Raw genomic sequence first — 26333 nt, 5'->3', positions numbered from 1 at the left:
GCCGGGGCAACAGGTCAGAGCCGTCGCAGCCCGAAACATCCCGTCCTTCAGCCCCTGGACAGCAGGGCCGAGAAGAACCCGTCGCCGCCCTCAAGCGGGCCGTAGCGGCGGTCTGACACCAGGCTCCAGCCCGGATGGCGCGCAAGGAAGGCCTCGGTCTGATCCTCATTCTCTTCGCGCAGGAAAGAGCAGGTCGCATAGCCGAGCCAGCCGCCAGGCGCGGTCATCGCCGCCGCACGGTCGAGGATTTCGGCCTGGATCCCGGTCAGCGCGGTCAGACGCGCGGGCGTCAGTTGCCATTTGCCCTCGGGGTCGCGCCGCCAGCTGCCCGAGCCGGAACAGGGCACATCGGTCAGGATCAGATCATAGGGCGCATTGTCTTCGGGTCGCGCGCTCAGCCGGACCTGCAGGCCGGCGCGGGCAGCGCGGATCTTCAGATCCTCCATCCGGCGCGGGCTGGCATCATGGGCAACCAGCGACAGCCGCGCCTGCGCGCCCATTGCAAGCGTCTTGCCACCGCCCCCGGCGCAAAGATCCAGCACCCGCATCCCGTCTTTGAGCGGCAGGCCCAGCACCACCGCCTGCGAGGCCGCGTCCTGTAACTCGACCAGCCCTTCGGCATAGGCGCGGCTGCCGGCGATCAGCCGCTGACCGGCCCGCACCTCCAGCGCGGTTGCCGCCAGAGGATGCGGCGCGGTCTCGATCCCCTCGGCCAGCAGCGCGGCCATCGCCGCCTCGCGCGGGGCCCGCGCCGTGTTGACCCGCAGGGTCACCGGCGCGCGCAGCCGCATCGCCCCCATCACCGGTGCGAAATCGGGGCCGAGGGCGCGGCGCAGCGGTGCCTCCAGCCAGTCGGGAATGTCGAAAGCCTCAGCCCCTTCGGCGGCGCGCGGCACCTCATGTGCGGCCACCGGAGCGGGCGCATGATCCGAGCCGTCAAACCAAAAACCCGGATCCTCTCCCCGCAGCCGCAGGATGCCAAGGACAAGCGCGCGGCCAGTCTCGCCCCCGGTCTCGCCCCCGGTCTCGCCTCCCGCCTCCCCCCCGGCCATCGCCAGCGCCGAGCGCCGCTGGCGCAGTGCGTCATAGACCAGATCGCGCACTGCCGCCCGGTCTTTGGAACCGGCAAAGCGCGAGGCCCGTCCCCAGGCCGTCAGCGCCTTTTCAGCCGGTGCCCCGGCAAGGATCTGATCGAGGATCCCGATTGCGGCAGCGGCTCGTCCCGGGGAACGCATGTCGGTCTCCTTCCCTTCTGATCGGCGCAGGCAGGGGCCGATAGTGCCCTGATCGGATGAAAGTGCCGGCATGGCAAGCCATCGCCGCATCCGACCGGCTTTGCACTGACAGATATCCGCAGGAACATCGTCGGCACACCGCCTGCACCCCGCCCGCGATCTGCGCGTCTGGTTGAGTTCCATCGACCACCACGCCTGATCTCTCTGTTCCCGCCCTGCGGCACCTGGAAATACAGCCCCATAGCGAACCATGACTGCCGCCCGGCGAGCCTGTCGGGTCTGGCGTTCCCGTGGCAGCGGTTCCGGCCTAGCAGAACCCCCGTCATAATCGCCGCAGCCTGTGGGAAGGGGCGTCCTGGCATTTTCGCGCGGACGAAGGCCGCGAGGGCGATGTCGGACCAGCCGCATCAGGCCGCCAGATTGCGGAAGCTCCACGCGGTTATGTCCGCGCGCGCCAGGGCGCGATCCTGTCACCCGGCAGCGGCGGATAAATCGGGCGCGCGACGGGAAATCAACCCTCAGCTGTTCTGGCAGTCCTCTGGCAGTCCGGGCTGCTGTGCCCGGGCAGTCTCCCTTCCGGACAGCAGGGAAATCCGGATCGCTCCATCGCCTGCCGGGCCGCCGCCCGCGCTTACCGGCGCGGCCTGCCGGGGCAAGGCGGGGCGGCAAATCAGCCGCCGCGCCCAGGCGTTCCGTTGCGGCTCTGCCGGCCTCCCTCCCTGCCGCGCGGTGATCGGGCTGATCACCTGGCCCGCCAGCATTCCGGCCAAATTGAAAAGGCGGCCCCGCAGAGCCGCCTTTGTCCCGGATCTGCGACCAGCTCAGCCGATGCGGTAATTCGGGCTTTCGCGGGTGATCTGCACATCATGGACATGGCTTTCCTTCAGCCCTGCCCCGGTGATGCGGACGAATTCGCAGTCCTTGCGCATATCGGCCACGGTGGCGCAGCCGGTATAGCCCATAGCCGCGCGCAGGCCGCCCACCATCTGATGCAAGACTGTCGCGACCGGGCCTTTATACGGCACCTGGCCCTCGATGCCTTCCGGCACCAGCTTGTCGGACGCCGCATCCTTCTGGAAATAACGGTCGGCCGAGCCGCGCGCCATGGCGCCGAGGCTGCCCATGCCGCGATAGCTTTTGTAAGAGCGCCCGTTCCACAGGATCACCTCGCCCGGGGATTCGTCGGTGCCGGCGATGGCCGAGCCGACCATGGCGCAGCTCGCCCCCGCCGCGATGGCTTTCGCGAAATCGCCCGAGAATTTGATGCCGCCATCGGCGATCACCGGAACGTCACCGGCGGCCTGTGCGGAATCCATGATCGCGGTCAGCTGCGGCACGCCGACGCCCGCCACGATGCGCGTTGTGCAGATCGAGCCAGGGCCGATCCCCACCTTGACCGCATCCGCGCCCGCCTTGATCAGCGCGGCGGTCGCCTTGCCGGTCGCCACATTGCCCGCGACAACCTGGACCGCGTTCGAGAAATTCTTGATCCGCTCGACCGCCATGGCGACGCCCTCGGAATGGCCATGCGCGGTGTCGATCACCACCATATCCACCCCGGCCTCGATCAGCGCCTTTGACCGCTCAAAGCCCTCATTCCCCACCGTCGAGGCCGCAGCGACGCGCAGCCGCCCCAGCTCATCCTTACAGGCCTGCGGGTTCAGCACCGATTGCTCGGTGTCTTTCAGGGTCAGCAGGCCGGTCAGCTTGCCCGTGCCATCGGTGACCAGCAGCTTCTCGATCCGGCGCGCCTTCATCAGGCTGATCGCGGCCTCGCGGTCAACCGGCTCACGCAAAAGCGCCAGATTGTCCGAGGTCATCATCACCGAAACCGGCGTCTTGTCGTCCGACGCAAAGCGCATATCGCGATTGGTCACGATGCCAACCACACGGTTGTCACCATCGACCACCGGGAAGCCGGTGATGTTGTAGCGCTCCATCAGCTCTTTCGCATCTGCCAGTGTCTGATCGGCGCGCAGCGTGATCGGCGCGTAAACCACACCGCTCTCAAACCGCTTGACCCGGCGAACCTCGCGGGCCTGGGCCTCGATATCGAGATTGCGGTGGATCACCCCGATCCCGCCCGACTGCGCCATGGCAATCGCCATCCGCCCCTCGGTCACGGTATCCATCGCGCTCGACAAAAGCGGAATGTTCATCCGGATGGATTTCGTCACAAAGGTCGAGGTATCCGCCATGTTTGGCAGAACCGAACTTGCTGCGGGAACAAGCAGGACATCGTCGAAGGTGAGAGCCTCGCGAATCTCCATAGGAATCTCCTCAGGGATCGTCGTTTGGCGGTTCCCCTTTTCACTTCCCCGGCAGATGCGCAAGGGGGTTGGCCGGGCTTTCGTGAAACAGATCCGCGAAATACGCCTTTCTCTCTCCGGCCCCTCTTGCCTGTGGGGACAGCATTTGACGTTATGGCAGGAATATTTCTTTCCCCGGGATCGGACCATGCGCGTCACCATCGTCGAGAACACCCCCAGCACGCAGCATGGCCAGGTCGGGGTCGCGCTGCATGAGGCCGGGGCCGCGATCAATCTGATCAAGCCGAGGACTGGCGATGCGCTGCCGCTCTCCCCCGACAGCGATGCGCTGGTGGTGTTCGGCGGCGAACAGCGCGCCGATGATGTGGCGGGCTTTCCCTATCTCGACCCGCTGGCCGATCTGATGCGCGCCTATACCCTGGCCGACAAGCCGGTTCTGGGCGTCTGCCTTGGCTCGCAGATCCTTGCACGGGCTTTTGGCGCGCAGAACCTGCACGGGAACGCTGTCGAGGCTGGCTGGTGCGAGGTGGCGCCGCTGGAGACCGCAGCGGATGATCCGGTGATGGGTGCGGTGACCGGCCCGTTCCGCATCTATCAGATGCATACCGACACATTTACTTTGCCCGAAGGTGCGGTGCGGCTGGCCTCGTCGCGGGGGGCCGAGAATCAGTGTTTCCGGATCGGCAGAGCCACTTACGGAATGCAGTTCCATTTCGAGGTGAACCAGAATGTCGCGCGTGCATGGAATCGCGACTTCCCCGATGTGATCGAGGGGATGCGCCCGGGCTGGGTGCGGGACATGCCGGCCGAGGCCGCGAAATGGGGTGCGGCTGCCGATCAGACCGGGCTGACCCTTGCGCGGGCCTGGGTCAGCCTGATCTGAGCCTCACACCGGTCGCTTTCAGGCCGCGATCGTATTGGTCATATCCGCCAGCCTGCCTTTGGGCCAAAGCCTGAAGATCCGCCAGCAAATCACCAGAGCGAAAGCAAAAATCGGCAGCAAAATTGCAGCGGCCGTCATCAGGGCGCCGCCCTGCGCCATGCTGTCGGCCACCAGGACCACCGGCCAGATCGCACTGCCCCAGATCGGGGTAAATCCTGCCCGTGCCAGCCAGCTGACCGCCGTAATCATCACCATAAGCAGCGAAAGCGCCACCAGCCCCAGAATTGCGGCCTGCGTCTCGTGACCGAAGCTCAGCGCCACGGACGAGGCAAGGGCAAGCGGCGCCAGATGCAGCAAAAGCATAGGCCGCAGAGGCGCCGGGTTCTGGTGGCGCACCAGCCCGATCAACCCTGCCAGCAGACCGAGGCTGGCCAGCAACAGGCAGATCAGCGCCAGAATACCCGCCGCGCCGGTCCAGCCCTGCGCGATCAGCACAGGCACCGCCACCAGGGGCCCGGCATAAATCAACTGCAGCCCCGGATCCGGCCAGGCCCATGAATGGGGCCTCGATGATCGCCAGTTGCGCAAGGCCCGCGTGAAAAAGACCAGCGCCAAAGCCAGATGCGCCGCCAGCGCCGTCAAAATCAGCCAGGGTGATGCTCCGGGCCACCAGGGCGCGATCATTTGCCCGGCGATCATCCCCGAAATCGTCGCAGAAAACAGCCCGTTTCGGGAAACAAGAACCCGCAAATCATCAGCAATGACCGAAGGTCGCCGCCCGATCCTGACAATCAGCGCGAAGATGCAGAACAACCAGAGCGCCAGCAGGATCCCGGCACCGAGATCAGCCGCTCCCTGCGGCAGCTCTGCGGCCGCCAGCAGCTGTCGCGCAACCAGCTGCACAGCCATCACTCCGGCCAGCGCCGTAAAGATCACCGGCGGCGTGCGGGCGAACAGCTTCGCCTGCCGCAGCGGAAACTCCGGCGCCGGATAGCGTTTTGGACGAAAGCCTTTGGGATCTTCGGTCATAATCACCTCCAGCCCGCTATCAAGCCGGTAATTGCGGTCGTCTCAAGGCGATCTGATGTCGCGCCCGCGCTTGCCATTCGCAGGGGCGGACGCCACTCTCGCGCGAAACCGGGGAGATATCCGATGACGACCAACAGCGCAAAACCCGCCCGCCTCAACCTGCCTTTCGTGGGAATTTCCACTTTCGGCAAAAACACTTACCAGCCGGACTGGACGCAGATCGACGCCGATGTGGCGGTGATGGGCGCGCCTTTCGATTTCGGCACCCAGTTCCGCGCCGGCGCCCGTTTCGGGCCGCGTGCGATCCGCGAGGCCTCGACGCTGTTCTCCTTCGGCCTGGGCGGCGCCTATGACCATGAGGATGACGCGACCTATCTGGGGGAAGAGGTGCGGATCGTTGATATCGGTGATGCCGACATCGTCCATACCGATACCGAAACCAGCCACGCCAATATCGAGGCCGGCGTGCGCGCCATGCTTGATGCCGGCGCGCTGCCGGTGGTGCTGGGCGGCGATCACTCGGTCAATATCCCCTGCATCCGGGCGTTTGAGGGGCGGGGTCCGATCCATATCCTGCAGATCGACGCGCATCTCGATTTCGTCGATGTGCGCCATGGTGTGCGCCACGGCCATGGCAACCCGATGCGCCGCGCCGCCGAGAAGGACTATGTCTCGGGGATCACCGCGCTCGGGATCAGGAATGTCTCCTCGACCGCGAAGGATGGCTATGACGCGGCGCGGAAGATGGGCGATGACATCATCTCGGTGCGCCAGGCCCGCAAGCTCGGCACCGAGGGCGTGCTGGCCCGTATCCCCAAAGAGGCAAGGGTCTATGTGACGCTGGATATCGACGGCTTCTGCCCCTCGATCGCGCCCGGCACCGGCACGCCCTCGCATGGCGGCTTCCTCTATTACGAGGTGCTGGAGATCCTCCAGGCCGTCGCAAACCGCCATGAGGTGGTCGGCATGGATCTGGTCGAAGTGGCGCCGGATTACGATCCCTCCGGCTCGACGCAGATCCTTGCCGCCCAGGTGCTGCTGAATTTCCTCGGTTTCATCTTCCATGCACGCGGGAAACGCGGCTGAGGCTTGCCGTTACCGGGCCGGACCCGGTATCAATCGGGAAATGATAGCGATAACGGCAGCGGGGGCGGCGCAAAGCCCCCGTTCCATACCCCCCTTTCTGCGATGGAGTGACGCATGGCCCTGGCGATCCTTGCCGATATCGGTGGCACCAATACGCGGGTTGCCCTCGCCGATGGCGGACAGGTGGTCGAAGGCTCGATCCGGCGCTTTCCCAATGCAGAGTATAAAGCGCGCGGCCAGGACATCGCGGCGATCCTGCGCGACTATCTGGGCACGGCCAATGTGGCGGTGGATGGCGTCTGCGTGGCGGCGGCCGGCCCGGTGCAGGATGGCGTCGCGACCATGACCAATCTCGACTGGGTGATGGATGCCGACAAGCTGCGCCGGGCGACCGGGGCGCGGCGGGTCTCGATCCTGAACGATCTCCAGGCACAGGGCCATGCGCTCGGTCATATCGCGCCCGATTGCCTGCGGCCGCTGATCGAAGGGGCGGCACTTCCCGGTCAGACCATGCTGGTGGTGGGGCTTGGCACCGGCGTCAATGCGGCGCCGGTTTATGGTCATGGGGCGGAGCGTGTGGTGCCTCCCTCGGAAAGCGGCCATATGAATATGCCGGTCCGCAATGAGGAAGACCTTGCGCTCTTGGGCTTTGTGGAGGGACTGCTCAGGGAGCGTGGAGAGATCCCACATTGCGGTGTCGAAGAGGTGCTGGCAGGGCGCGGCCTCGCCAATCTCTACAGTTTCACCACACACCAGGCGGGTGGTCATGGCGGGAAATCCTCGGCCGGGATACTTGACCTGATGACGGTCGGGGATCCGGCGGCGCTTGCTGCGGCCCGGCTTTACAGCCATATCCTGGCCGGTTTTCTCTCTGATCTGGCGCTGAGCTACCTGCCCTGGGGTGGCATCTATCTGATCGGCGGCATGGCGCGGGCAATGACGCCCTGGTTCCCGCAGAACCAGCTGGCCGAACAGTTCCGCGAGCCGCGCCGGGTGGATCTGCTGACCCATGCCTTCCGCGTCTCGGTGGTAGAAGACGATTACGCCGCGCTGACCGGTTGCGCGGCCTGGCTGGAAGCGCTGCGCCAGAGCTGACACCACCGCTCCTCTGGCCGATTGCGGAAGCCTCCGGCGGGGATATTTAAGGACAGATGAAAACCATTGCTCCGCCTCTTTCATCTGTCCTTAAATATCCCGGGGGAGTCCCGGAACGGGACGGGGGCAGCGCCCCCAGCCCGGCAGGCCTTCCTCACCCCGGCAGCTGCTCTTTCAGAAAGCCAAGCGCGGCGCCGAGGCCATCGGGGGCGATGCCATGGCCGGTTCCTTTCATCACATGCGCATAGGTCCCGAACCCGGCAGAGACCAGCGCGTCACCGGCCAGCGCCATATCCTCGAACGGCACCACCGGGTCCTGGTCGCCATGGATCAGCAGCACCGGCGGCTTCACCTTTGCCTCGCCCGCCAGCAGCTCCGGCGCCAGCAGCCGGCCCGAGATCGCCACGATCCCCGCCACCGGCTGGCTGCGGCGCGGTGCGACATGCAGGCTCATCATCGCGCCCTGAGAGAAGCCGATCAGGGCCAGGGCTGCGGGCTCCAGTCCCTCCTCCTTCAGCCGCGCATCGAGGAAACCGTTCAGATCCTCTGCCGCCGCCAGCAACCCCTGGCGCGCCGCCGCTTCGCTGGAGCCATCCAGCCAGGGGATCGGGAACCATTGACGGCCAAAGGGATTGCCGGCGCAGGGCTCGGGCGCGTCGGGCGCCATAAAACCCGCGCCCGGCAGATGCGGTGCCAGCACATCGGCAAGGCCCAGAAGGTCGTTCCCATCCGCGCCATAGCCGTGCAGGAAAACCACCAGCGAGGTCGCCTTGCCTTGTGCAGCGCCTTTGCGTCCGAATTTCAGCTCTCTCATCCCATGATCCCTTCGCGGCCCTTATCCACCCGGTAGTAGGACCACAGGAGCCGTGCCGCAACCGATCTCCAGGGCGCCCAGTCCAGCGACATCTGCCGCAGCGCCTTTTCCGAAGGCCGCTCCTCCAGCCCGAACAGCCGGCGCGCCGATTCCTGCAGCGCGAGATCCCCCGGCGCGAAGACATCGGCATGGCCAAGCGCGAACATCGCGTAGATTTCCGCCGTCCAGCGCCCGATCCCGGGCAGCGCCACCAGAGTGGCGATCACCGCATCGGTCTGCGCCGCGCGCAGCGCCGGGTAATCCAGCCGCGCCGCTGCCAGCGCTTTGGCATAGCGCGCCTTTTGCCGCGACAATCCGGCGGCGCGCAGCTCCTCTTCGCTGGCAAGCACCAGCCGGTCCTCGTCAAGATAGCCCGCCGCCTGCATCCGCGCCCGGATCGCACTGGCCGAGGCGACCGAGACCTGTTGCGAGATGATGGCATCCAGCAGCGCCTGGAACCCGTCATCGCGCAGCCGCAAGGGCGGCATGCCGGTCAGCCCTGCGGCATGGGCGAAACGCGGCTCCTGACGGCCCAGCCAGTCGAGCCCTTCGGCAAGGCAGGCCTCGCCCTTGATGATGCGGGGAATGGTCATGGCCGCATCCTGACCACGCCCGGCGGTCAATGGCAATCGCCGGCAACAGGAGCCGCCGCCCTGCGGTGTGGCGTTCCGCCTCTTGACCCTGCCCCGCCGGAAGCTCTTACCTCACGCTATGACCGCGACTCATCTCCCCCCCGCATCCGATACATTGGCCAGGCGCAATGTGGTGATCCTGATCATTGCCCAGGCGCTTCTGGGCGCGCAGATGCCGGTGATTTTCACCGTGGCAGGGCTGGCGGGACAAAGCCTTGCGCCGAATATCTGCTGGGCGACGCTGCCGATCACGCTTGCCGTGCTGGGCTCGATGCTGACCGCCACACCGCTTTCGGCCCTCATGCAGCGCTATGGCAGGGCTGCGGGCTTTGTGGTCGGCGCGCTTGGCGGCGCAGCGGGTGGCGCGCTTGGCGCCTGGGGGTTGTGGGAGGGGAACTTCATACTCTTCTGCCTCGGCGCCTTCTGCTCGGGCATCTATATGAGCGCACAGGGATTTTTCCGTTTTGCCGCCGCCGATACCGCGTCCGACGCCTTCCGGCCCAGGGCGATCTCCTGGGTGATGGGCGGCGGGTTGCTGTCGGCGATCCTTGCGCCCGTCATCGTGCGCAACACGGCGGATGCCTGGGTGATCCCCTTCGTGGGCAGCTATATCGCGATCATCGTTCTGAACCTTGTGGGCATGTTCCTTTTCTTCGCGCTGAGGATCCCCCGGCCCACAGCCCGGGTGGATTCCGGCCAGGGCCGCAGCCGGTCAGAGCTGATCCGGACCCCGGTGATCGCCGTTTCGATGATCTGCGCCACGGTGTCTTACGCGCTGATGAACCTCGTGATGACCTCATCGCCGCTGGCAGTGGTCGGCTGCGGCTATCAGACGGCGGATGCCTCCAATATCGTATCGGCCCATGTGCTGGCTATGTATCTGCCCAGTTTCTTCACCGGCCATCTGATCGCGCGTTTCGGGGTCGAGAAGATCATCGCCACCGGGCTTTTCATCCTGGCAGGGGCCGGAGCAGTCGCCATGACCGGGGTGCAGCTTGAGCATTTCTACGCAGCGCTTATCCTTTTGGGCATTGGCTGGAATTTCGGCTTTATCGGCGCGACCACCATGCTGACCGCCGCACAGCGCCCCGAGGAACGCGGACGGTTGCAGGGGCTGAATGACCTGATCGTGTTCGGAGGGGTGACGCTGGCCTCCCTTTCCTCGGGCGGGCTGATGAATTGCTCGGGTGGCTCGCCCCAGACCGGCTGGCAGCTGGTGAACCTTGCGATGCTGCCTTTCCTGATCCTGGCTGGCGGCGCGCTGATCTGGCTCTGGCTGCGCCCGAAAGAGGCGTGATCTACCAGCGCCCGCTGAAGGCCTGCCACAACAGCCGGCCGCGCCGGCTGAATTCCGACAGCTCCAGGCGGCCATCGGCAATCGCCGCCGGGTCGGCCACTGCGCGCCTGAGCAGCGCCCCGGCCTGCCAGCCGGGAAGCAGCGCCAGCCGCGCCGTTGCGACAAGGCTGCGCCGCCCTGCCCTTGCCGAGCTGAGCCAGCCCAGCCCCTCACGCGCCAATGCCTCCGGGGCTGCCTCGGGCAAAGGGTGGCGGCCGCGCGCGGTCAGCTCTGGCACAGCAAGGAAATAGCCCGCCATCGCCGCTGCCTGGCCATAGCGGCGCACGGTTTCCTCTGCCGCAGCCCCCGCCCCAAGCGCCAGCGCCGAAAGCCACATAAGCCCGCCACCGGTCGCCTCCAGATAATCGGCAAAGGCCTGTTCCGACGGGAAGACCCCACCCCAGGCATCATGGCGCCGCGCTTCGATCATGCGGTCAAAGGGCTCGAAGGGCAGCCCCCGCTCGCGGATCAGCATATTCAGCGGCCCCGCCACCTCATGCGCCCGCGCAGCCTCGCCCGCCACCGCCGCCTCGACCACCTCACGCCACCATTGCAGCCGCATCTCGGCGATCAGCGGCTCTTTCGTGGTCCAGGGAATGCGCGCCAGCTCAAGGTTGAAGGCGAACAGCGGCAAGAGCCGCGCCCGCGCCGCGACCGGAGCCGCCATCAGCGCCTGCCAGCGGTCGGGATCGCCCCGTGAGACCAGCTCTGCACAGGCGTCAAGGCTCATACCGCAGCCTCCGTGTCACGGGTCAGCTTCCAGCGCACCGCATCGAGCAGCGCCTCGAAAGAGGCATCGACGATGTTTGGCGAAACGCCGACAGTGGACCAGCGCCGCCCCTTGCCATCCTCGCTGTCGATGATGACGCGGGTGACGGCTTCGGTGCCGCCCTGGGTGATCCTCACCTTGAAATCCACCAGCCGCATGTCTTCGATCAGCCCCTGCCAGGGGCCGAGATCCTTGGCCAAAGCCTTCCACAGCGCATTGACCGGGCCGCGGTCATTCCCCGCCCCGTCCTGGCTTTCCGAGACCGAGAGCATCCGCTCTCCCCCGGCATCGACCACCACCACCGCCTCCGAAAGCGTCTTGCGGCTGCCATCGGGCTCTTCGCGCCGCTCGACCGTCACCCGGTAGCGCAGCACCTCAAAGAAATGCGCTGCCAGCCCCAGCTCGCGCCGCGCCACCAGTTCGAAACTGGCGCCTGCCCCGTCATAGGCATAGCCCTGATCCTCGCGCCGCTTGACCTCATCAAGGATCAGCGCGAGGCGCGGGTCTTTCGGATCGACCCCGATCCCCGCCGCCGCCAGCCGCGCGCGCAGGTTCGACTGGCCCGCCTGGTTCGACATCGGGATCTGGCGCTCATTGCCGACAAGGCCCGGGTCCAGATGCTCATAGGTGGTGGGATCCTTGAGGATCGCACTGGCATGCAGCCCCGCCTTATGCGCAAAGGCCGAGGCACCCACATAGGGTGCCGAGCGCAAAGGCACCCGGTTCAGGATATCGTCCAGCATCCGGCTGGTCTGCACCAGCCCGGCCAGCGCCGCATCGGACACGCCGGTCTCAAGCTGGCTGGCAAAGGGCTGTTTCAGTTTCAGCGTCGGGATCAGGGTGACGAGATTGGCATTGCCGCAGCGCTCGCCCAGCCCGTTCAGCGTGCCCTGGATCTGGCGACAGCCCGCCTCGACTGCGGCCAGCGAATTCGCCACCGCATTGCCGGTATCGTCATGGCAATGGATGCCAAGCCGGTCGCCCGGAATGCCGGCCTCGATCACCGCGCACACCACGCGGCCGACCTCGGCGGGCAAGGTGCCGCCATTGGTGTCACAAAGCACGATCCAGCGCGCGCCTGCCTCCAGCGCGGCACGCAGGCAATCCAGCGCATAAGCGGCATTGGCGCGGTAGCCGTCAAAGAAATGCTCGGCATCGAACAAGGCCTCGCACCCTTTCGCCACCACATGCCGGATCGAGGCCGAAATCGCCTCCAGGTTTTCCTCAAGCGTGACGCCAAGCGCGGTCACCACATGAAACTCATGCGTCTTGCCAACCAGACAGACGGCCGGCGTCCCCGCATCCAGCACCGCCGCCAGCACATCGTCATTCTCAGCCGAGCGCCCGACCCGTTTCGTCATGCCAAAGGCGGTCATCACCGCCCGCGTCGCCGGCGCCTCGCGAAAGAAATCGCTGTCGGTCGGATTGGCGCCCGGCCAGCCCCCCTCGATGTAATCAACCCCCAGCTGGTCCAGAGCCCGCGCAATCGCAACCTTCTCACCGGCAGAGAACTGCACACCCTGGGTCTGCTGCCCGTCGCGCAGAGTGGTATCAAACAGGAAAAGCCGCTCCCTCATCGCCGCTTCCCTTCCTCTTGACGAAAATACTCTCGGGGGGTGTGGGGGGCAGAAAGCCCCCCGCTGCCTGCCGCATCCATCAGTCCAGCGCCTCCAGCTTAGCCGCGTCAAAACCGGGCCCCGGCACCAGCTCGACCCCCGATTTCGACATCCGCACCTCAACCCCCGCCGCCAGAAGCTGCGTCTTCATCGCATCCACAGCCGCGAAATTCTTCGACTCCATCGCCTCGCTCCGAAGAAATTCGAGTCGTTTCCCAAGCTCATTAAATCGCCGGGTGACCTCTCCGCCGGCATCGCCCAAACTGCGGACAGTGGTTCCTTTGACAATCCCATTGTCGAATGCCTCGAATGAAACCGCCGCAAACCGTTCAGTGATGGCCTCAGCCTTGAAGCCGAGCAGTCCAAGCGAGCCGACAAGGTCCGCTTCCCGGCCTTCCTTGAGATATTTTCTGATATGGGTCAGCGCGAGCGAGGTGTTCAGATCATCGCTCAGAGCCGCAACAACTTCGGCAGTCGGCTTCGCATTTGCCAGATCCACCCATTCCCGCGACAACGGATCTCCATTGAGGAATATAGCAATCTTGCGCAATGTTCCCGCAGCCTCACGCGCCTTCTCCGCCGTCCAGTCCATCGGTTTGCGATAATGGGTGCCGAGATAGACCATCCGGATCACCTCGCCCGGATACCCCTGGTCCAGCAGGTCGCGCACGGTGAAGAAATTGCCCAGGGATTTGGACATTTTCTTCCCCTCGACCTGGAGCATCTCGTTATGCATCCAGACCTTCGCGAAAGTCCCATGCGGATGGGCGCAGCAGCTTTGCGCGATCTCGTTCTCATGATGGGGGAATTGCAGATCCAGCCCGCCGCCATGGATGTCGAAACTCTCGCCCAAAAGCTCATAGGACATGGCCGAGCATTCTATATGCCAGCCGGGGCGGCCAAACCCCCAGGGGCTTTCCCAGCCCGGGACGCCCGCATCCGAGGGCTTCCACAGCACGAAATCCATCGGGTCTTCCTTATAGGGCGCGACCTCGACCCTGGCGCCCGCGATCATGTCATCGACCGAGCGCCCCGACAGCGCGCCATATTCCGCGTAAGAGCGCACCCTGAACAACACATGGCCAGCGGCCTCATAGGCATGACCGCCCCGGATCAGCCCCTCGATCATCGCGATCATCGCGCCGACATATTCGGTCGCGCGCGGCTCATGCGTCGGGCGCAGCGCGCCAAGCGCATCCATATCCTCGTTATACCAGCGGATCGTCTCATCGGTGATATCGCGGATCGGGCGGCCGGTCGCGGCCGCGCGCGCGTTGATCTTGTCATCCACATCGGTGAAGTTGCGCACATAGGTGACAGCATCCGCGCCATAGACATGGCGCAAGAGCCGGAACAGCGTGTCGAACACCACCACCGGGCGCGCATTGCCGATATGGGCGCGGTCATAGACGGTCGGGCCGCAGACATAGACCCGCACATCCTCTTTGCGGATCGGCTCGAACGCTTCCTTGCGCCGTGTTCTGCTATTGGTCAGCCGGATGGTCACCAGTTTTGCTCCTCGCGAGATGCGTCTCCCCCGCGCGGGGCTGCCTGGTTCTGTCTGGGATAAGACGAAGCCGCCCGCGCGATCCTGGATCAGCGGGTAATGCAGCAGATGAAGGTGATGCGCAATCTTGTCATTGGACCGGCCCCTTCGCTTTGGGGCGATGCCCCGTTTCGTCGCCCGCTTCGTCAGCGTCTTCGCCCTGCTCTCTGCCACGGCTCTGCCGCGCCGCCAAGCCCTTTCATGGCATTGTCGGCGCCCCAAGGACAGGAAAAGGCGCCGCCAGAGCCTGGCGGCGCCCCATCAGATGCAGATCTCTGCCCGTCAGAAGCGATAATTCGCCCGGATCGCAAAGGTGCTGCCGTCGATGTCGATCCCCGAATTGTCGAAATTGTCGTATTTGTTGTAGAGATATTCAGCACCCACAACCCAGTTATTGCCCAGATCATAGTCATAGCCGAGACCCGCCACCCAGCCATTATCCGAGTAATCGGTGCCGGCCATGCTGGCTTTCGCCCAGGAGGCGCCCGCGGTCGCATAGATCAGCGACTGACCCATATCATAGCCGAGTTGCAGCTTGAGGTCGGTCTTGTTCTTCAGTTTCGCGTCAATCGCGTCATCCTTGATGCCCGAAGCCGAGAACGCGCCCTCGACACCGATCACGGTATTGCCAAGATCCCAGCGATAGCCCAGCTGCACGCCGCCGATCGCTCCATTGGCATCCAGCACTTTCGTCCCGGCCAGGTCGCCGTCGAAATTGCCATAGCCGAGGCTGGCACCGCCATAGAACCCGTCCCAATTGCCTTTCGGCGCCGCAATCAGCACCGGCGCCGGGGCCACCAGCACCGGCTCATCCACGACCACCGCCGGGCCACCTGCAAAGGCCGGGGCCGCAACTGCACTGAGTGCAAGGATCGCTGCGATACGTTTCATGTGTTAACTCCTTTGTTCCGCATTCCCCCCGAAAGCCTCGCCTGTTTCCGAATCCGCCTCCGCCAGAGGCCCGACGGGTGAGGAAAGAGACAGGGGCGACACGCTGCGGCTTTGGCCGGGCTGCTTCCGCCGGGGTTGTGCTGCCCCTCAGATCTGCCCGAAAAGGCAGAGCCGCAAGCCCGCCTCACCATGGCGTGACTGCTTCGCGAGCATAAGTGAACAAAACAGTTCAATTTTAGGCCGGATACCGCCTGATGCAACGGGTCGGGCGGCCAGTTTCCGCCATATGCGTGCAAAGTCACCAAACCCCGAAGGCATGGAACAGACAGTTCCTGCTGATGATCGGCTGTCAAAAAATCCAGAAAGATCCCGGAATCCGGCCTGGTTTAGCCCTGACCCTCGGCGCGTTCCGCGAGCGCGAGCCATTCCTCTTCCGCCTGAGAAAGGGCCGTCTCCCGTTCTGCCAGCATCTCGCTTGCCTTGCGGAATTTGACCGGCTCGCGGTCAAAGAGATCCGGCTGACCAAGCAAATCGCCGAGACGCGCAATCTCACTGCCCAGTTTCTCAATCACCGAAGGCAGGTCGGCGAGGCGCTTTTTCTCGGTGAAAGACAGCGCGTAACCGGTTGAAATAACTTCTGTTTCCCGGGGTTCCACCTTCGGCGGGACGCGCGGGATTTCAACGGGCGCCACCCGCTCTGGCCGCTGGCTGACATAATCCGACCAGCCGCCGGGATAGGCGCTCACCTGCCCGTCCCCATCCATCGCCACTGTGGTCGTCGCCACCCGGTCGATGAAATCGCGGTCATGGCTGACAAGCAGCACGGTCCCGTCGAACTCACCCAGAATATCCTGCAAAAGATCCAGCGTCTCGACGTCGAGATCATTGGTCGGCTCGTCCAGAATCAGAAGATTCGACGGCAATGCCATGATTTTCGCCAACAAAAGCCGCGCCTTCTCCCCCCCGGACAACGACCGGACCGGTGCCCGCGCCTGGGCCTCGTCAAAGAGGAAATCCTTCAGATAACCGACCACATGTTTCGGCTGCCCCCTGACCATGACCTGATCCGAAGCCCCCGAGACCGCCATCAGCGGATCACCGGTCAGGTTCTCCCAAAGGCTCGCCTCGGGATCAAGACGCGAGCGCGTCTGGTCGAAAACCGCGATCTCCAGGCTGGTGCCCAGCGTCACCGTGCCGGCATCGGGCTGGATCTCACCGGTCAACAACTTCAGAAGCGTGGTCTTCCCCACCCCGTTCGGCCCGACAAAGGCCACCCGGTCGCCGCGCTGCACGCGCAGGTCAAAGCCCTTCACGATGGTCTTGTCGCCAAAGCGCTTCGTCAGCCCGACCGCCTCGATCACCCGCTTGCCCGAGACCGGCCCGCTTTCCAGCGCCATCGCCGCCGTGCCCTGACGGCGGATCTGCGACGCGCGCTCCTCCCGCAAGGCCGCCAGCGCCCGCACCCGGCCCTGGTTGCGCTTTCGCCGCGCCGAAATTCCCTCGACCGCCCATTTTGCCTCGGCCCTGATCTTGCGGTCAAGCTTGTGGCGGGCCTCATCCTCCTCGGCCCAGATCGTCTCGCGCCAGTCCTCAAAGCCGTCGAACCCGGCCTCGCGCCGCCGCACCTCACCACGGTCAATCCACAAGGTCGCCCGTGTCAGCGCCTTCAGGAATGCCCGGTCATGGCTGATCAGCACAAAGGCCACCCGCGTCTCGCGCAATTCGTTTTCCAGCCATTCGATGGCCTGAATGTCCAGGTGGTTCGTGGGCTCATCCAGCAACATCAGCTCCGGCGCCTCGGCCAGCAGCTTGGCCAAAGCCGCCCGCCGCCGCTCACCACCCGAAGCCGTGGCCACCGGCACATCCGGGTCGAATTTCAGCCCATCCGCCACAGTGGCAAGGCGCCAGGCCTCATCGTCCGGCAGCTTAGATGCCGCAAACTCCCCCAGAGTCGCGAAACCCGACAGATCGGGATCTTGCTCCATATAGCCGACCGTGACGCCTGCCGGCACCACGACCTGGCCCTTATCGGCCTCAACAATCCCCGCCATCACCTTCATAAGCGTGGATTTTCCGGTGCCATTGCGCCCGACCAGCGCTACCCTGTCCCCCGGCTGAACCGTCAGCGAAAGATCATCGAATACCGGATTGCCGCCGAAAGTCAGCGAAATCCCCGAAAGCTGAAGAAGTGGTGCGCGTGCCATGGCCCTCCGCTATGCGCAGCATCGCATCGCGTCAACTCTCCTCCCTTCCTCTTGATAAAAATACTCCGGGGTAGCCAATTGGTTTTGCCATCGGTTCAGGAAACCAATTGGCTGGGGGGCTGGCCCCCGATGGCGCCGCGCTCCCCCCGATGCGAACACGCCGCGAACAGGTCGCAACCTGACGCTTCCCGCCCTTGCCCCGACGCCCTTTCCCGCTAGAACCGAATTCGCGCGCGAAGATCAAAGGCAAGCCCCATGTCTGCATCCCTGTCAGAAGACGCTCTCGTCATTTTCACCCCATCGGGCAAACGCGGCCGTTTTGCGCTCGGCACCCCGGTCCTTCAGGCCGCGCGCAGCCTCGGCGTCGATCTCGATTCCGTCTGCGGCGGGCGCGGTATCTGCTCGAAATGCCAGATCACCCCGGGCTATGGCGAATTCCCCAAACATGGTGTCACGGTCGAGCCGGGCGCCCTCTCCGAATGGAACGCGGTCGAGGACCGCTACAACCGTATCCGCGGGCTGAAAGAGGGCCGCCGCCTTGGCTGCCAGGCCAGGGTCATGGGCGATATCGTCATCGACGTGCCGCCTGAAAGCCAGGTCCATAAGCAGGTGATCCGCAAATCCGCGACCGAGCGCGAGATCGCGATGGATCCCGCCACCCGCAGCTTCTATGTCGAGGTCGAAGAGCCCGATATGCATATTCCGACCGGTGATTTCGAACGCCTTAAACGCGCCTTGAAAGATCAGTGGAAAATCAATGATGTGAGCGCCGATCTTACCGTTCTGCGCAAACTCCAGACTGTGCTGCGCAAGGGGGAGTGGAAGGTCACTGCGGTCCTCAATCATGGCAATCACGACACCGCCCACCGAATCCTCGATCTCTTCCCGGGCTATACCGAAGAGCCGCTTTACGGCCTCGCCGTCGATCTCGGCTCCACCACCATCGCGGCGCATCTTTGCGACCTTTCCACCGGCAAGGTGCTCGCCTCTTCCGGGTTGATGAACCCGCAGATCCGCTTTGGCGAAGATCTGATGAGCCGCGTCTCCTATGCCATGATGAACCCCGGTGGCGATGTCGAGATGACCAAAGCCGTGCGCGAGGGGATCAACAGCCTGATCCTGTCGATCTCCGGGGAAGCCGGCATCTCTTCGGCGCAAATCTACGAGATGGTCATCGTTTTCAACCCGGTGATGCACCACCTCTTTCTCGGCATCGACCCGGTCGAGCTGGGCCAGGCGCCCTTCGCGCTGGCAACCTCGGATTCGCTCTCGCTCGACGCGCGGGCGCTGGATCTGACCGCAATGAACCACAATGCCCGCGTCTATGTGCTGCCCTGTATCGCGGGCCATGTCGGCGCCGATGCCGCAGCGGTGGCTTTGTCTGAGGAACCCAACAAATCCAAGGACATGGTTCTCATTGTTGATGTGGGAACCAATGCCGAGATCCTGCTTGGCAATGAGAAGCGGGTGCTGGCTTGCTCCTCACCCACCGGACCCGCCTTTGAGGGCGCACAGATTTCCTCTGGCCAGCGCGCCGCCCCCGGCGCGATCGAGCGGATCACCATTGATCCCCTGACCAAAGAGCCGCGCTTCCGGGTGATTGGCTCTGATCTGTGGTCCGATGATCCGGGCTTTGCCGAAGCGACTGCAAAGACCGGCATCACCGGCATCTGCGGCTCAGGCATCATCGAGGCGGTGGCCGAAATGCGGATGGCGGGCCTTGTCGATGCCTCGGGTCTGATCGGTGGCCCCGACCAGACCGGCACGCTGCGCGCCGAGCCGCATGGCCGTACCTTCTCGTATCTGGTCCATGACGGCAGCGCCGTGGGTGGCCCCAGGATCACGGTAACCCAGGGCGATATCCGCGCAATCCAGCTGGCGAAATCGGCGCTTTATGCCGGGGCGCGGCTTTTGATGGACGAGACCGGCATTGACCATGTCGACCGCGTGACGCTGGCCGGCGCGTTTGGGGCGCATATCTCGCCGAAACATGCGATGGTGCTGGGGATGATCCCCGATGTGCCCCTGGAGAAGGTCACCTCGGCCGGCAATGCCGCCGGCACCGGCGCGCGCATTGCCCTCCTGAACCGCGCCGCGCGTGACCAGATCGAGGCGACCGTGCATCAGATCCACAAGGTCGAAACCGCCATCGAGCCGCGCTTTCAGGAGCATTTCGTCAATGCCAGCGCGATCCCCAATGCGGTCGATCCCTTCCCGGAACTGGCAAAGATCGTCACCCTGCCGGATGTTTCCTTCAACACCGGCGGCTCTGGCGGCACCGAGGGCCGGCGGCGGCGGCGGTGAGCCCGGGGGGCCTCCGGCCCTTGCGGCGTGCTGCCGGGCTGGCCCTTGTCGCTCCCCTCTGCCGCCCGCCTTTCGCGATTGCGAGGCGGACAGGCGGATACCACCTGCCTCTTTGCGGTTATCGCCTTGCGTCCACCTGCGCCTGCGGCTATTCAGGATCGCACTGCGGGCGTAGCTTAATGGTAAAGCTTCTGGTTCCCAACCAGATGACGAGGGTTCGATTCCCTTCGCCCGCTCCAATCACAGATCTGATGATTCGTTTTCATTACCAGATTTTAATTCTGTGATTTTCAGTTATCCAAAATGCCGTCCTGTCTTCGCGACACTTGCAGTATCGCTGTGAACTGGGTTGATTCCGGGTCCGGCTTGAGGGAGAGAATGCCTCCTCGACCTGGCTGCGGACTGACAGCGAGCAGCGGGATGTGTGGGCGCGTGGTCGATCCGAACCTGAGGTCCAGGGGGCTGACACGAGCTGGCTCAAGATCAAACCCTCGCGGGGCTTTGTTGGGCAGTCGGTTGAGGTCGTGCCCCTGCCTTTCCGGCGCCTTTCCCCTGGATCGTCAGTCTCGGGCATGCCGCGTGGGCTGAAGCGGTTCATCTGGATCAGGGTAACGCCATTGGTTCGGGAGACCCAGCGACACGATTTGGATCTGAACCTCTGCATCCGCCATGATACGCGCGCCCCGGAGCTTAGGGCATCTCGTCCAGGCGTCCACGCGACTGCCTCGGTGACATCCGGGCCGCTTCCTCCGGGGTTCGCCCATCCGAAGCGCCTGCAGGCCAGGATCATGCCCCATCTTTCGCTCTGGTGGTATGATCGCATCGCCCCCACGCGCCGCGATGGTGCCATGGCCCCTCGTGTCAGACGGTGACGCTGCCGACCTGCTCCTCCGGCGGGATTTGCACCAGTAGATCGGGAGGAACACCTCGCCGGTTCGTTTGAGCCGGAGGCACTTCACCTGCCCGACGTAACCGATACGGATGCCGCCTCACTCGACCGCCCACAGTTCCAACGTTCCCTCCTCGATACCGATGTGGATCCTCGCTCTGCCCGGCGAGCTGGCGGGCGATCACATCTGAGACCAGCTGAAGGCGTTTTGCACTGATCGGGACGGCGGCCCTCCTGATTGGCGACGATCCCCGCAAAACCGCCCGGCGCGCATTTCACACCATAGGGCTTTCGCTCCGCAAAGGTCTCAACACCTGCCGGACAGTACCGCACAGGGTCAGACACCCGGTCCCGGCGAACAGGTCGGGATCTGCGCCGAAAGCCGGAATATTGTAACCCTGCGCCAGGTTCGCCGGATTTCAGGGCGCCACCTGATCGGGGGGCTGAAATTTTTCCCGACACCGTCCCGCCGCGCCCGGCAATGCCGTCAAAACAGATAACACATTGTATTTGTGTTATTATTCACATGGCGAGGGTCGAAAAATCCCGCCATCGGCCCTTCCGGCCTGCTATTTATGAAATCTTCCGTCACATTTTTCTGCAATGCTCACCAAGGCTCGACAGGTTCCGCACGTCTGCATAATTAGAAACAGTTACCAGCAGCAACTGGCCTGGCGGACCCCATGCCGCTACGCCAATGGAGGCCCATATGACCCGCAGTTCAGTCCTCGAGCTTCTTGGCTATATCGCGCAGTCGACGAGCATTGATGAGACCTGGGACATCGCGACCCGGCATTTCGCATCCCTGGGCTTTGCCAGGGCGAATTATGGCTTTACCCGCTTTCGCCATCTGAAAACGATCGGCGACCCGGATGATGCGCTGTTTCTCAGCACGATGAACCAGGACTATGCGCGGCGCTACTTTGAGAGCGGCCTGTTCAGCCGCAGCCCGGTCTTCCGCTGGGCCGAGCGCAATTCCGGCATCCGCACCTGGCAATGGGTGCATGAGGCATTGGCGGCCGGAAAACTCGCGCCAGAAGAAGCGGAAATCGTGCGTCAGAACACTGCCATGGGCATCAAAGCCGGCATCACCGTCAGCTTTCCGGAAGCCTCGACCCGGGCGAAGGGCGCGCTTGGGCTGATTGCGGATACCGATCTTGACCATGCCGATGTCGAACGCATTTTTGCAGAGCGCAGCGACGAGATCAGCGCCATCGCCCATATGATGCATCTCAGGATCGTGCAACTGCCGCAGCTCTCGCGCGCCCGCTCGCTCAGCCCGCGCCAGCGCGAGGCGCTGGAATGGGTGGCGGATGGCAAGACCACCCAGGATGTGGCGCTCCTGATGGGCGTTTCGCCGGCCATGGTTGAAAAACACCTGCGGCTTGCCCGCGATGCGCTGGCGGTTGAGACCACGGCTCAGGCGGTGGCCAAGGGTGCGCTCCTGAACATGATCTTCCAGCATTTCCCCGACCCCATGGCACAGGCCGCCAGCTGACCCCGCCCACCCAGTTGCTGCCGGATTGACGAGTAAATACAGATGGATGCCAGCCGTTATTGCCAGCACCTCTGAGCAGTTGAATGGAAAAGGGCCGCACCTTGCGGTACGGCCCCCGGAGTAAACGGATCCCGCAAAGGATCCGGGAAGATCAGGCGCCAGCCAGCGTCTTGGCGACTTCAGCCGCGAAATCTTCTTCTTTCTTCTCGATACCTTCGCCAACCGCCACACGGGCATAGCCGGTGATCTCGACGCCGGCCTCTTTGGCAGCCGCTTCGACGGTCAGGTCGGGATTGATGACGAAAGCCTGGCCCAGAAGCGTGTTCTCGGCGAGGAATTTCTTCATCCGGCCCGGGATGATGTTGTTATGGATCACCTGCTCGGGCTTCGGCTTGGCCGAGGAGGCGTTTTCTTCCAGTGCCTTGGCGGTCTGCACGGCCAGCTCACGCTCGACGATGACCGGGTCCAGCGTCGCTTCCGACAGCGAGAGCGGGTTGGTCGCCGCGATATGCATCGCGAATTGTTTGCCGATCTCTTGTGCCTTGGCGGCATCGCCTTTCAGCGCAACCAGCACGCCGATCTTGCCCATGCCGTCGGCGGCAGCGTTGTGGACATAGGACACAACGGTGTCGCCTTCCAGCGCATGCATCCGGCGCAGCGTCATGTTCTCGCCGATCCGGGCGATGGCATCGGTCAGCACTTCCGAAACGGGCTTGCCGTTCAGATGGGTGGCTTTCAGCACTTCGACGTCATTGGCGGTGGTCAGCGCAACTTCGGTGATCTCGCGGACGAGCTTCTGGAAATCGGCGTTCTTCGCAACGAAATCGGTTTCCGAGTTGATCTCGATGGCAACACCCTTGCCGGCGGTCACGGACACGCCGATCAGGCCCTCGGCCGCAATGCGGTCAGCCTTTTTCGCAGCTTTCGCAAGGCCCTTGGTCCGCAGCCAGTCAATAGCGGCTTCCATGTCGCCATTGGTCTCGGTCAGCGCCTTCTTGGCGTCCATCATGCCTGCGCCGGTCGTTTCGCGCAGTTCTTTCACCATTGCGGCGGTGATGCTCATTCTTCAGCTCCTTCGGAAAGGTAGAAACGGATCACGGCGGGGCTATCCCCGCCGCGCAACAACCCGGTGACAGTCGCGGGGGGCGGGCTGAGAAACAGCGCCCCCCTGCCCTGAGATCAGGCCTCTTCGGCGGTGGCTTCTTCTGCCGGCGCGTCGTCGAGCGCGCCGAGGTCAACGCCGGCGGCGCCGAGTTGAGCCGACATCCCGTCAAGGGCTGCACGGGCGATCAGGTCGCAGTAGAGACCGATGGCGCGGGCAGCGTCATCATTGCCGGGGATCACATAGTTCACGCCTTTGGGCGAGCAGTTGGTATCAACCACGGCCACGACCGGAATGCCCAGCTTCTGCGCTTCGAGGATGGCGAGGTCTTCCTTGCCAACATCAATGATGAACAGGAGATCCGGCACACCGCCCATTTCACGGATGCCGCCCAGCGAAGCCTGCAACTTCGACTGGTCGCGTTCCATGTTCAGACGCTCTTTCTTGGTCAGGCCTTCTGCGCCTGCCGCAAGGGTCTCGTCGATCTGCTTCAGACGCTGGATCGACTGGGAGATGGTCTTCCAGTTGGTCAGCGTACCACCAAGCCAGCGGTGGTTCATGTAATACTGAGCGCATTTCTCTGCGGCTTCGGCGATCGGCTTCTGAGCCTGACGCTTGGTGCCGACAAAAAGAATACGGCCGCCTTTGGCGACGGTGTCGCGCACGACTTTCAGAGCCTGGTCCAGCATCGGGACGGTCTGGGTCAGGTCAACGATATGGATACCGTTGCGGTCGCCGTAGATATACTCGGCCATACGCGGGTTCCAGCGCTGCGTCTGGTGACCATAGTGAACGCCAGCTTCCAAAAGCTGACGCATCGAGAATTCAGGGAGCGCCATGTCCAAATACCTTTCCGGTTTGCGCCTGAGCAGAGGTTTCAGGGCAATTGCCCCAACCGGTGGACCTGTCGCAGGATTTCTCCCCGCAAAGGCCCGCCTCCGCCTGTGAAGTGCCGCGCGTATAGCTGCCCGGCCCGCGTGGCGCAACCCCTTTGCGTAAATCGCGGCTGCGGGACGCTCCGCGGGGAGTATTTAGATCAAGAGGAAGATGGCATTTCCTCTTGACTTAAATACTCCCGCCGGAGGCGCAGATCAGCCAGAGGCGGCGCGGTCAAGCGGTCTGCGTGCCATGGCCCAGGAGACCAGGGGAAATTCCGGATCATTGGTCAGATCGTCATCCGAGGATGACGCGGGGGGCCAGTCGGGTTCAAGGTTGCGCAAAGCGGCGGCGCGGTTGCCCCATTGCGCCGCCATGATGCTGTCTTCGTCAAAGCCTGTCTCGATCAGCAGATTCTTCAGCCCGAGGGCCGACCAGCGCGAGCAATCGACCGGAACCGCATGATATGGCACGAAAAAGGGCACCGCGAGCCAGAACCATCCCCCGGGGCGCAGCATGCGCAGCACATTGCGGGTCGCCGCGTAGGGGCGCTCGATATGTTCCCAGACCTGATTGGCGAGGATCACGTCGAATTTGCAGCGCTTGCCATCCGCATCCCGGAACGGGCCGGCACAGGGGTCATGGTCAGGATAATGAAACGCGCTGTAGCTGAGGAAACCGAGGCGCTCGCCCCAGTTTCCGGAGATTTCCGCCGCATCAAGCTTTGCCGGTTCCAGATCCACCAGCCATTGCAGGCTGATCTTCTGCATCACGACCCGGTTCAGCGAAGCCATCTGGCCTCCTCAATAGCGTTCAGAAATGAATGGCGCGCCCATAAGCGTCGAGCACCGATTCATGCATCATCTCTGAAAGAGTGGGATGCGGGAAGACTGTTTCCATCAATTCCGCCTCGGTCGTCTCCAGCGTGCGGCCAATGATATAGCCCTGGATCAGCTCGGTCACTTCGGCACCGACCATATGGGCGCCGAGAAGCTCGCCTGTTTTCGCGTCGAACACGGTTTTCACCATGCCCTCGGGCTCGCCCAGAGCAATCGCCTTGCCGTTGCCGATAAAGGGGAAGCGGCCAACGCGGATCTCATAGCCCTGCTCTTTCGCCTTCGCCTCGGTCAGGCCGACGGAGGCAACCTGCGGGTGGCAATAGGTGCAGCCGGCGATGGAGCCCGGTTTGATCGGGTGCGGATGCTGGCCGGCGACCAGCTCGGCAACCATGACGCCCTCATGGCTGGCCTTATGCGCCAGCCAGGGCGCGCCGGCGATATCGCCGATGGCGTAAAGCCCGGGCACGCCGGTGCGGCAATATTCATCCGTCACCACATGGGTGCGGTCAATCTTCACGCCCAGCTCTTCAAGGCCCAGATTTTCCACATTGCCCACGATCCCCACGGCGGAGATCACGGTGTCGAATTCCTGGGTCTCGACCTTGCCGCCGATTTCGATATGGGCGGTAATGCCCTTGCCCGGGTGACGGTCGAGCTTTTTCACCGCCGCTTTCTCAAAGATCTTCATCCCCTGTTTGACGAATTGCTTTTTCGCAAAGGCGGAGATTTCGGTGTCTTCGACCGGCAGGATGCGCTCCATCACCTCGACCACGGTGGTCTCGGCGCCGAGCGTGTTGAAGAAGCTGGCAAATTCGATGCCGATGGCGCCGGAGCCGATGACCAGCAGCTTTTTCGGCATCCGACTGGCGACCAGCGCATGGCGGTAGGACCAGACCAGATCGCCGTCAGCCTCCAGCCCCGGCAGATCGCGGGCGCGGGCGCCGGTGGCGAGGATGATGTTTTTTGCCACCAGCGTTTCAGCGCCTTTATCGGTGGTGACCGCCACCTTGCCGCCGCCCGCGAGTTTGGCGGTGCCCATGATCACGGTGACTTTGTTCTTTTTCAGCAGATGCCCGACGCCGCCGGCCAGCTGTTTCGCCACCCCGCGCGAGCGGGCGACCACCGCGGGAAGATCATAAGAGATCCCCTCGGCCTTCAGGCCGAATTCCTTCGCGCGGTGCATCAGGTGGAAGACCTCGGACGAGCGCAGCAGCGCCTTCGTCGGGATACAGCCCCAGTTGAGGCAGATGCCGCCCAGATTCTCGCGCTCGACCACCGCGACTTTCTGGCCCAGCTGTGCCGCCCGGATCGCCGCCACATAGCCGCCAGGACCGGAACCGATCACCACCACATCAAAACTCGAATCCGCCATTTCCGCCT

General features: G+C 64.0%; 20 protein-coding genes, 1 tRNA gene and 1 pseudogene. 7 read left to right on the top strand and 15 right to left on the bottom strand.

What is annotated here, in order from left to right; all coding sequences use genetic code 11:
- Positions 1 to 47: 47 nt before the first annotated feature.
- Positions 48 to 1235 (bottom strand): RsmB/NOP family class I SAM-dependent RNA methyltransferase, encoded by a 1188-nt coding sequence (locus tag DRF71_RS05205; protein ID WP_112310003.1) that lies wholly within the window; start codon positions 1233 to 1235, stop codon positions 48 to 50.
- Between the two features lie 821 nt (positions 1236 to 2056).
- Positions 2057 to 3505, bottom strand: coding sequence for an IMP dehydrogenase (guaB, locus tag DRF71_RS05195; RefSeq protein ID WP_112309428.1), 1449 nt, complete (start codon positions 3503 to 3505; stop codon positions 2057 to 2059).
- A 187-nt stretch (positions 3506 to 3692) separates the two neighbouring features.
- Here guaB and DRF71_RS05190 point away from each other — a divergent pair, with 187 nt between their 5' ends.
- Positions 3693 to 4388, top strand: coding sequence for a type 1 glutamine amidotransferase (locus DRF71_RS05190; protein ID WP_112309427.1), 696 nt, complete (start codon positions 3693 to 3695; stop codon positions 4386 to 4388).
- 18 nt (positions 4389 to 4406) lie between these two features.
- Here DRF71_RS05190 and DRF71_RS05185 read toward each other — a convergent pair whose 3' ends face one another.
- Positions 4407 to 5417, bottom strand: a complete 1011-nt coding sequence (locus DRF71_RS05185; protein WP_112309426.1) for a hypothetical protein — start codon at positions 5415 to 5417, stop codon at positions 4407 to 4409.
- 123 nt (positions 5418 to 5540) lie between these two features.
- Here DRF71_RS05185 and speB point away from each other — a divergent pair, with 123 nt between their 5' ends.
- Together speB and DRF71_RS05175 are read left to right on the top strand one after the other, a co-directional pair.
- Complete coding sequence (gene speB, locus DRF71_RS05180) at positions 5541 to 6503, top strand: agmatinase (protein ID WP_112309425.1); 963 nt, start codon at positions 5541 to 5543, stop codon at positions 6501 to 6503.
- A gap of 114 nt (positions 6504 to 6617) precedes the next feature.
- A complete protein-coding gene (locus tag DRF71_RS05175; RefSeq protein WP_112309424.1) occupies positions 6618 to 7598 on the top strand; it encodes a glucokinase in 981 nt (326 codons plus the stop codon).
- 154 nt (positions 7599 to 7752) lie between these two features.
- Here DRF71_RS05175 and DRF71_RS05170 read toward each other — a convergent pair whose 3' ends face one another.
- Both DRF71_RS05170 and DRF71_RS05165 read right to left on the bottom strand, forming a co-directional pair.
- Positions 7753 to 8412: an alpha/beta hydrolase gene (locus DRF71_RS05170; protein ID WP_112309423.1), complete on the bottom strand. Its 660-nt coding sequence runs from the start codon at positions 8410 to 8412 to the stop codon at positions 7753 to 7755.
- The gene (locus tag DRF71_RS05165; RefSeq protein WP_112310002.1) at positions 8409 to 9044 is read right to left on the bottom strand and encodes a DNA-3-methyladenine glycosylase family protein; all 636 of its coding nucleotides are present in this window, start codon (positions 9042 to 9044) and stop codon (positions 8409 to 8411) included. The genes DRF71_RS05170 and DRF71_RS05165 overlap by 4 nt, the downstream gene beginning before the upstream one ends.
- A gap of 118 nt (positions 9045 to 9162) precedes the next feature.
- Between DRF71_RS05165 and DRF71_RS05160 the strand changes: the two genes are divergently transcribed.
- A complete protein-coding gene (locus DRF71_RS05160) occupies positions 9163 to 10380 on the top strand; it encodes an MFS transporter (protein WP_112309422.1) in 1218 nt (405 codons plus the stop codon).
- Between the two features lies 1 nt (position 10381).
- Here DRF71_RS05160 and DRF71_RS05155 read toward each other — a convergent pair whose 3' ends face one another.
- The 5 genes from DRF71_RS05155 to DRF71_RS05135 all read right to left on the bottom strand — a co-directional run bounded on the left by DRF71_RS05155 (position 10382) and on the right by DRF71_RS05135 (position 17445).
- Positions 10382 to 11149: a squalene/phytoene synthase family protein gene (locus DRF71_RS05155; RefSeq protein ID WP_112309421.1), complete on the bottom strand. Its 768-nt coding sequence runs from the start codon at positions 11147 to 11149 to the stop codon at positions 10382 to 10384.
- Positions 11146 to 12765: a citramalate synthase gene (cimA, locus tag DRF71_RS05150; RefSeq protein WP_112309420.1), complete on the bottom strand. Its 1620-nt coding sequence runs from the start codon at positions 12763 to 12765 to the stop codon at positions 11146 to 11148. The genes DRF71_RS05155 and cimA overlap by 4 nt, the downstream gene beginning before the upstream one ends.
- A gap of 79 nt (positions 12766 to 12844) precedes the next feature.
- Positions 12845 to 14314 carry a cysteine--tRNA ligase gene (cysS, locus tag DRF71_RS05145; RefSeq protein ID WP_112310001.1) on the bottom strand — a complete coding sequence of 490 codons (1470 nt, stop codon included), beginning with the start codon at positions 14312 to 14314 and terminating at the stop codon, positions 12845 to 12847.
- Between the two features lie 318 nt (positions 14315 to 14632).
- Positions 14633 to 15241, bottom strand: a complete 609-nt coding sequence (locus tag DRF71_RS05140) for an outer membrane protein (RefSeq protein WP_112309419.1) — start codon at positions 15239 to 15241, stop codon at positions 14633 to 14635.
- A gap of 386 nt (positions 15242 to 15627) precedes the next feature.
- Positions 15628 to 17445 carry an ABC-F family ATP-binding cassette domain-containing protein gene (locus tag DRF71_RS05135; RefSeq protein ID WP_112309418.1) on the bottom strand — a complete coding sequence of 606 codons (1818 nt, stop codon included), beginning with the start codon at positions 17443 to 17445 and terminating at the stop codon, positions 15628 to 15630.
- Positions 17446 to 17700: 255 nt separating this feature from the next.
- Between DRF71_RS05135 and DRF71_RS05130 the strand changes: the two genes are divergently transcribed.
- Entirely contained in the window at positions 17701 to 19749 is a 2049-nt protein-coding gene (locus DRF71_RS05130) for an ASKHA domain-containing protein (RefSeq protein WP_112309417.1), read from the top strand.
- 165 nt (positions 19750 to 19914) lie between these two features.
- Positions 19915 to 19988 (top strand) — tRNA-Gly (locus DRF71_RS05125).
- A gap of 321 nt (positions 19989 to 20309) precedes the next feature.
- On the opposite strand, the pseudogene DRF71_RS28440 reads toward DRF71_RS05125, so the two are convergent.
- A pseudogene (locus tag DRF71_RS28440) lies at positions 20310 to 20792 on the bottom strand (hypothetical protein); the annotation flags it as partial.
- Positions 20793 to 21347: 555 nt separating this feature from the next.
- Between DRF71_RS28440 and DRF71_RS05120 the strand changes: the two are divergent.
- Positions 21348 to 22136 (top strand): helix-turn-helix transcriptional regulator, encoded by a 789-nt coding sequence (locus DRF71_RS05120; RefSeq protein ID WP_198672068.1) that lies wholly within the window; start codon positions 21348 to 21350, stop codon positions 22134 to 22136.
- A gap of 151 nt (positions 22137 to 22287) precedes the next feature.
- Here the strand turns inward: DRF71_RS05120 and tsf are convergent, their stop codons facing one another.
- The 4 genes from tsf to lpdA all read right to left on the bottom strand — a co-directional run bounded on the left by tsf (position 22288) and on the right by lpdA (position 26325).
- Complete coding sequence (gene tsf / locus DRF71_RS05115; protein WP_112309415.1) at positions 22288 to 23199, bottom strand: translation elongation factor Ts; 912 nt, start codon at positions 23197 to 23199, stop codon at positions 22288 to 22290.
- A 116-nt stretch (positions 23200 to 23315) separates the two neighbouring features.
- Positions 23316 to 24077, bottom strand: coding sequence for a 30S ribosomal protein S2 (rpsB, locus tag DRF71_RS05110; protein ID WP_198672067.1), 762 nt, complete (start codon positions 24075 to 24077; stop codon positions 23316 to 23318).
- A 252-nt stretch (positions 24078 to 24329) separates the two neighbouring features.
- The gene (locus tag DRF71_RS05105; protein WP_112309413.1) at positions 24330 to 24908 is read right to left on the bottom strand and encodes a methyltransferase domain-containing protein; all 579 of its coding nucleotides are present in this window, start codon (positions 24906 to 24908) and stop codon (positions 24330 to 24332) included.
- A gap of 19 nt (positions 24909 to 24927) precedes the next feature.
- Positions 24928 to 26325, bottom strand: coding sequence for a dihydrolipoyl dehydrogenase (gene lpdA / locus DRF71_RS05100; protein ID WP_112309412.1), 1398 nt, complete (start codon positions 26323 to 26325; stop codon positions 24928 to 24930).
- Positions 26326 to 26333 lie beyond the last annotated feature (8 nt).

Source organism: Pseudogemmobacter bohemicus (genome assembly GCF_003290025.1).
GTDB lineage: Bacteria > Pseudomonadota > Alphaproteobacteria > Rhodobacterales > Rhodobacteraceae > Pseudogemmobacter > Pseudogemmobacter bohemicus.
This window is presented reverse-complemented; position numbering and strand designations above follow the sequence as displayed.

Excerpts from the sequence above, each read along its gene's own strand:
- DRF71_RS05205 (WP_112310003.1), bottom strand. The coding sequence starts at position 1,235 with ATGCGTTCCCCGGGACGAGCCGCTGCCGCAATCGGGATCCTCGATCAG.
- guaB (WP_112309428.1), bottom strand. The coding sequence starts at position 3,505 with ATGGAGATTCGCGAGGCTCTCACCTTCGACGATGTCCTGCTTGTTCCC.
- DRF71_RS05190 (WP_112309427.1), top strand. The coding sequence starts at position 3,693 with ATGCGCGTCACCATCGTCGAGAACACCCCCAGCACGCAGCATGGCCAG.
- DRF71_RS05185 (WP_112309426.1), bottom strand. The coding sequence starts at position 5,417 with ATGACCGAAGATCCCAAAGGCTTTCGTCCAAAACGCTATCCGGCGCCG.
- speB (WP_112309425.1), top strand. The coding sequence starts at position 5,541 with ATGACGACCAACAGCGCAAAACCCGCCCGCCTCAACCTGCCTTTCGTG.
- DRF71_RS05175 (WP_112309424.1), top strand. The coding sequence starts at position 6,618 with ATGGCCCTGGCGATCCTTGCCGATATCGGTGGCACCAATACGCGGGTT.
- DRF71_RS05170 (WP_112309423.1), bottom strand. The coding sequence starts at position 8,412 with ATGAGAGAGCTGAAATTCGGACGCAAAGGCGCTGCACAAGGCAAGGCG.
- DRF71_RS05165 (WP_112310002.1), bottom strand. The coding sequence starts at position 9,044 with ATGACCATTCCCCGCATCATCAAGGGCGAGGCCTGCCTTGCCGAAGGG.
- DRF71_RS05160 (WP_112309422.1), top strand. The coding sequence starts at position 9,163 with ATGACCGCGACTCATCTCCCCCCCGCATCCGATACATTGGCCAGGCGC.
- DRF71_RS05155 (WP_112309421.1), bottom strand. The coding sequence starts at position 11,149 with ATGAGCCTTGACGCCTGTGCAGAGCTGGTCTCACGGGGCGATCCCGAC.
- cimA (WP_112309420.1), bottom strand. The coding sequence starts at position 12,765 with ATGAGGGAGCGGCTTTTCCTGTTTGATACCACTCTGCGCGACGGGCAG.
- DRF71_RS05140 (WP_112309419.1), bottom strand. The coding sequence starts at position 15,241 with ATGAAACGTATCGCAGCGATCCTTGCACTCAGTGCAGTTGCGGCCCCG.
- DRF71_RS05135 (WP_112309418.1), bottom strand. The coding sequence starts at position 17,445 with ATGGCACGCGCACCACTTCTTCAGCTTTCGGGGATTTCGCTGACTTTC.
- DRF71_RS05130 (WP_112309417.1), top strand. The coding sequence starts at position 17,701 with ATGTCTGCATCCCTGTCAGAAGACGCTCTCGTCATTTTCACCCCATCG.
- DRF71_RS05120 (WP_198672068.1), top strand. The coding sequence starts at position 21,348 with ATGACCCGCAGTTCAGTCCTCGAGCTTCTTGGCTATATCGCGCAGTCG.
- tsf (WP_112309415.1), bottom strand. The coding sequence starts at position 23,199 with ATGAGCATCACCGCCGCAATGGTGAAAGAACTGCGCGAAACGACCGGC.
- rpsB (WP_198672067.1), bottom strand. The coding sequence starts at position 24,077 with ATGGCGCTCCCTGAATTCTCGATGCGTCAGCTTTTGGAAGCTGGCGTT.
- DRF71_RS05105 (WP_112309413.1), bottom strand. The coding sequence starts at position 24,908 with ATGGCTTCGCTGAACCGGGTCGTGATGCAGAAGATCAGCCTGCAATGG.
- lpdA (WP_112309412.1), bottom strand. The coding sequence starts at position 26,325 with ATGGCGGATTCGAGTTTTGATGTGGTGGTGATCGGTTCCGGTCCTGGC.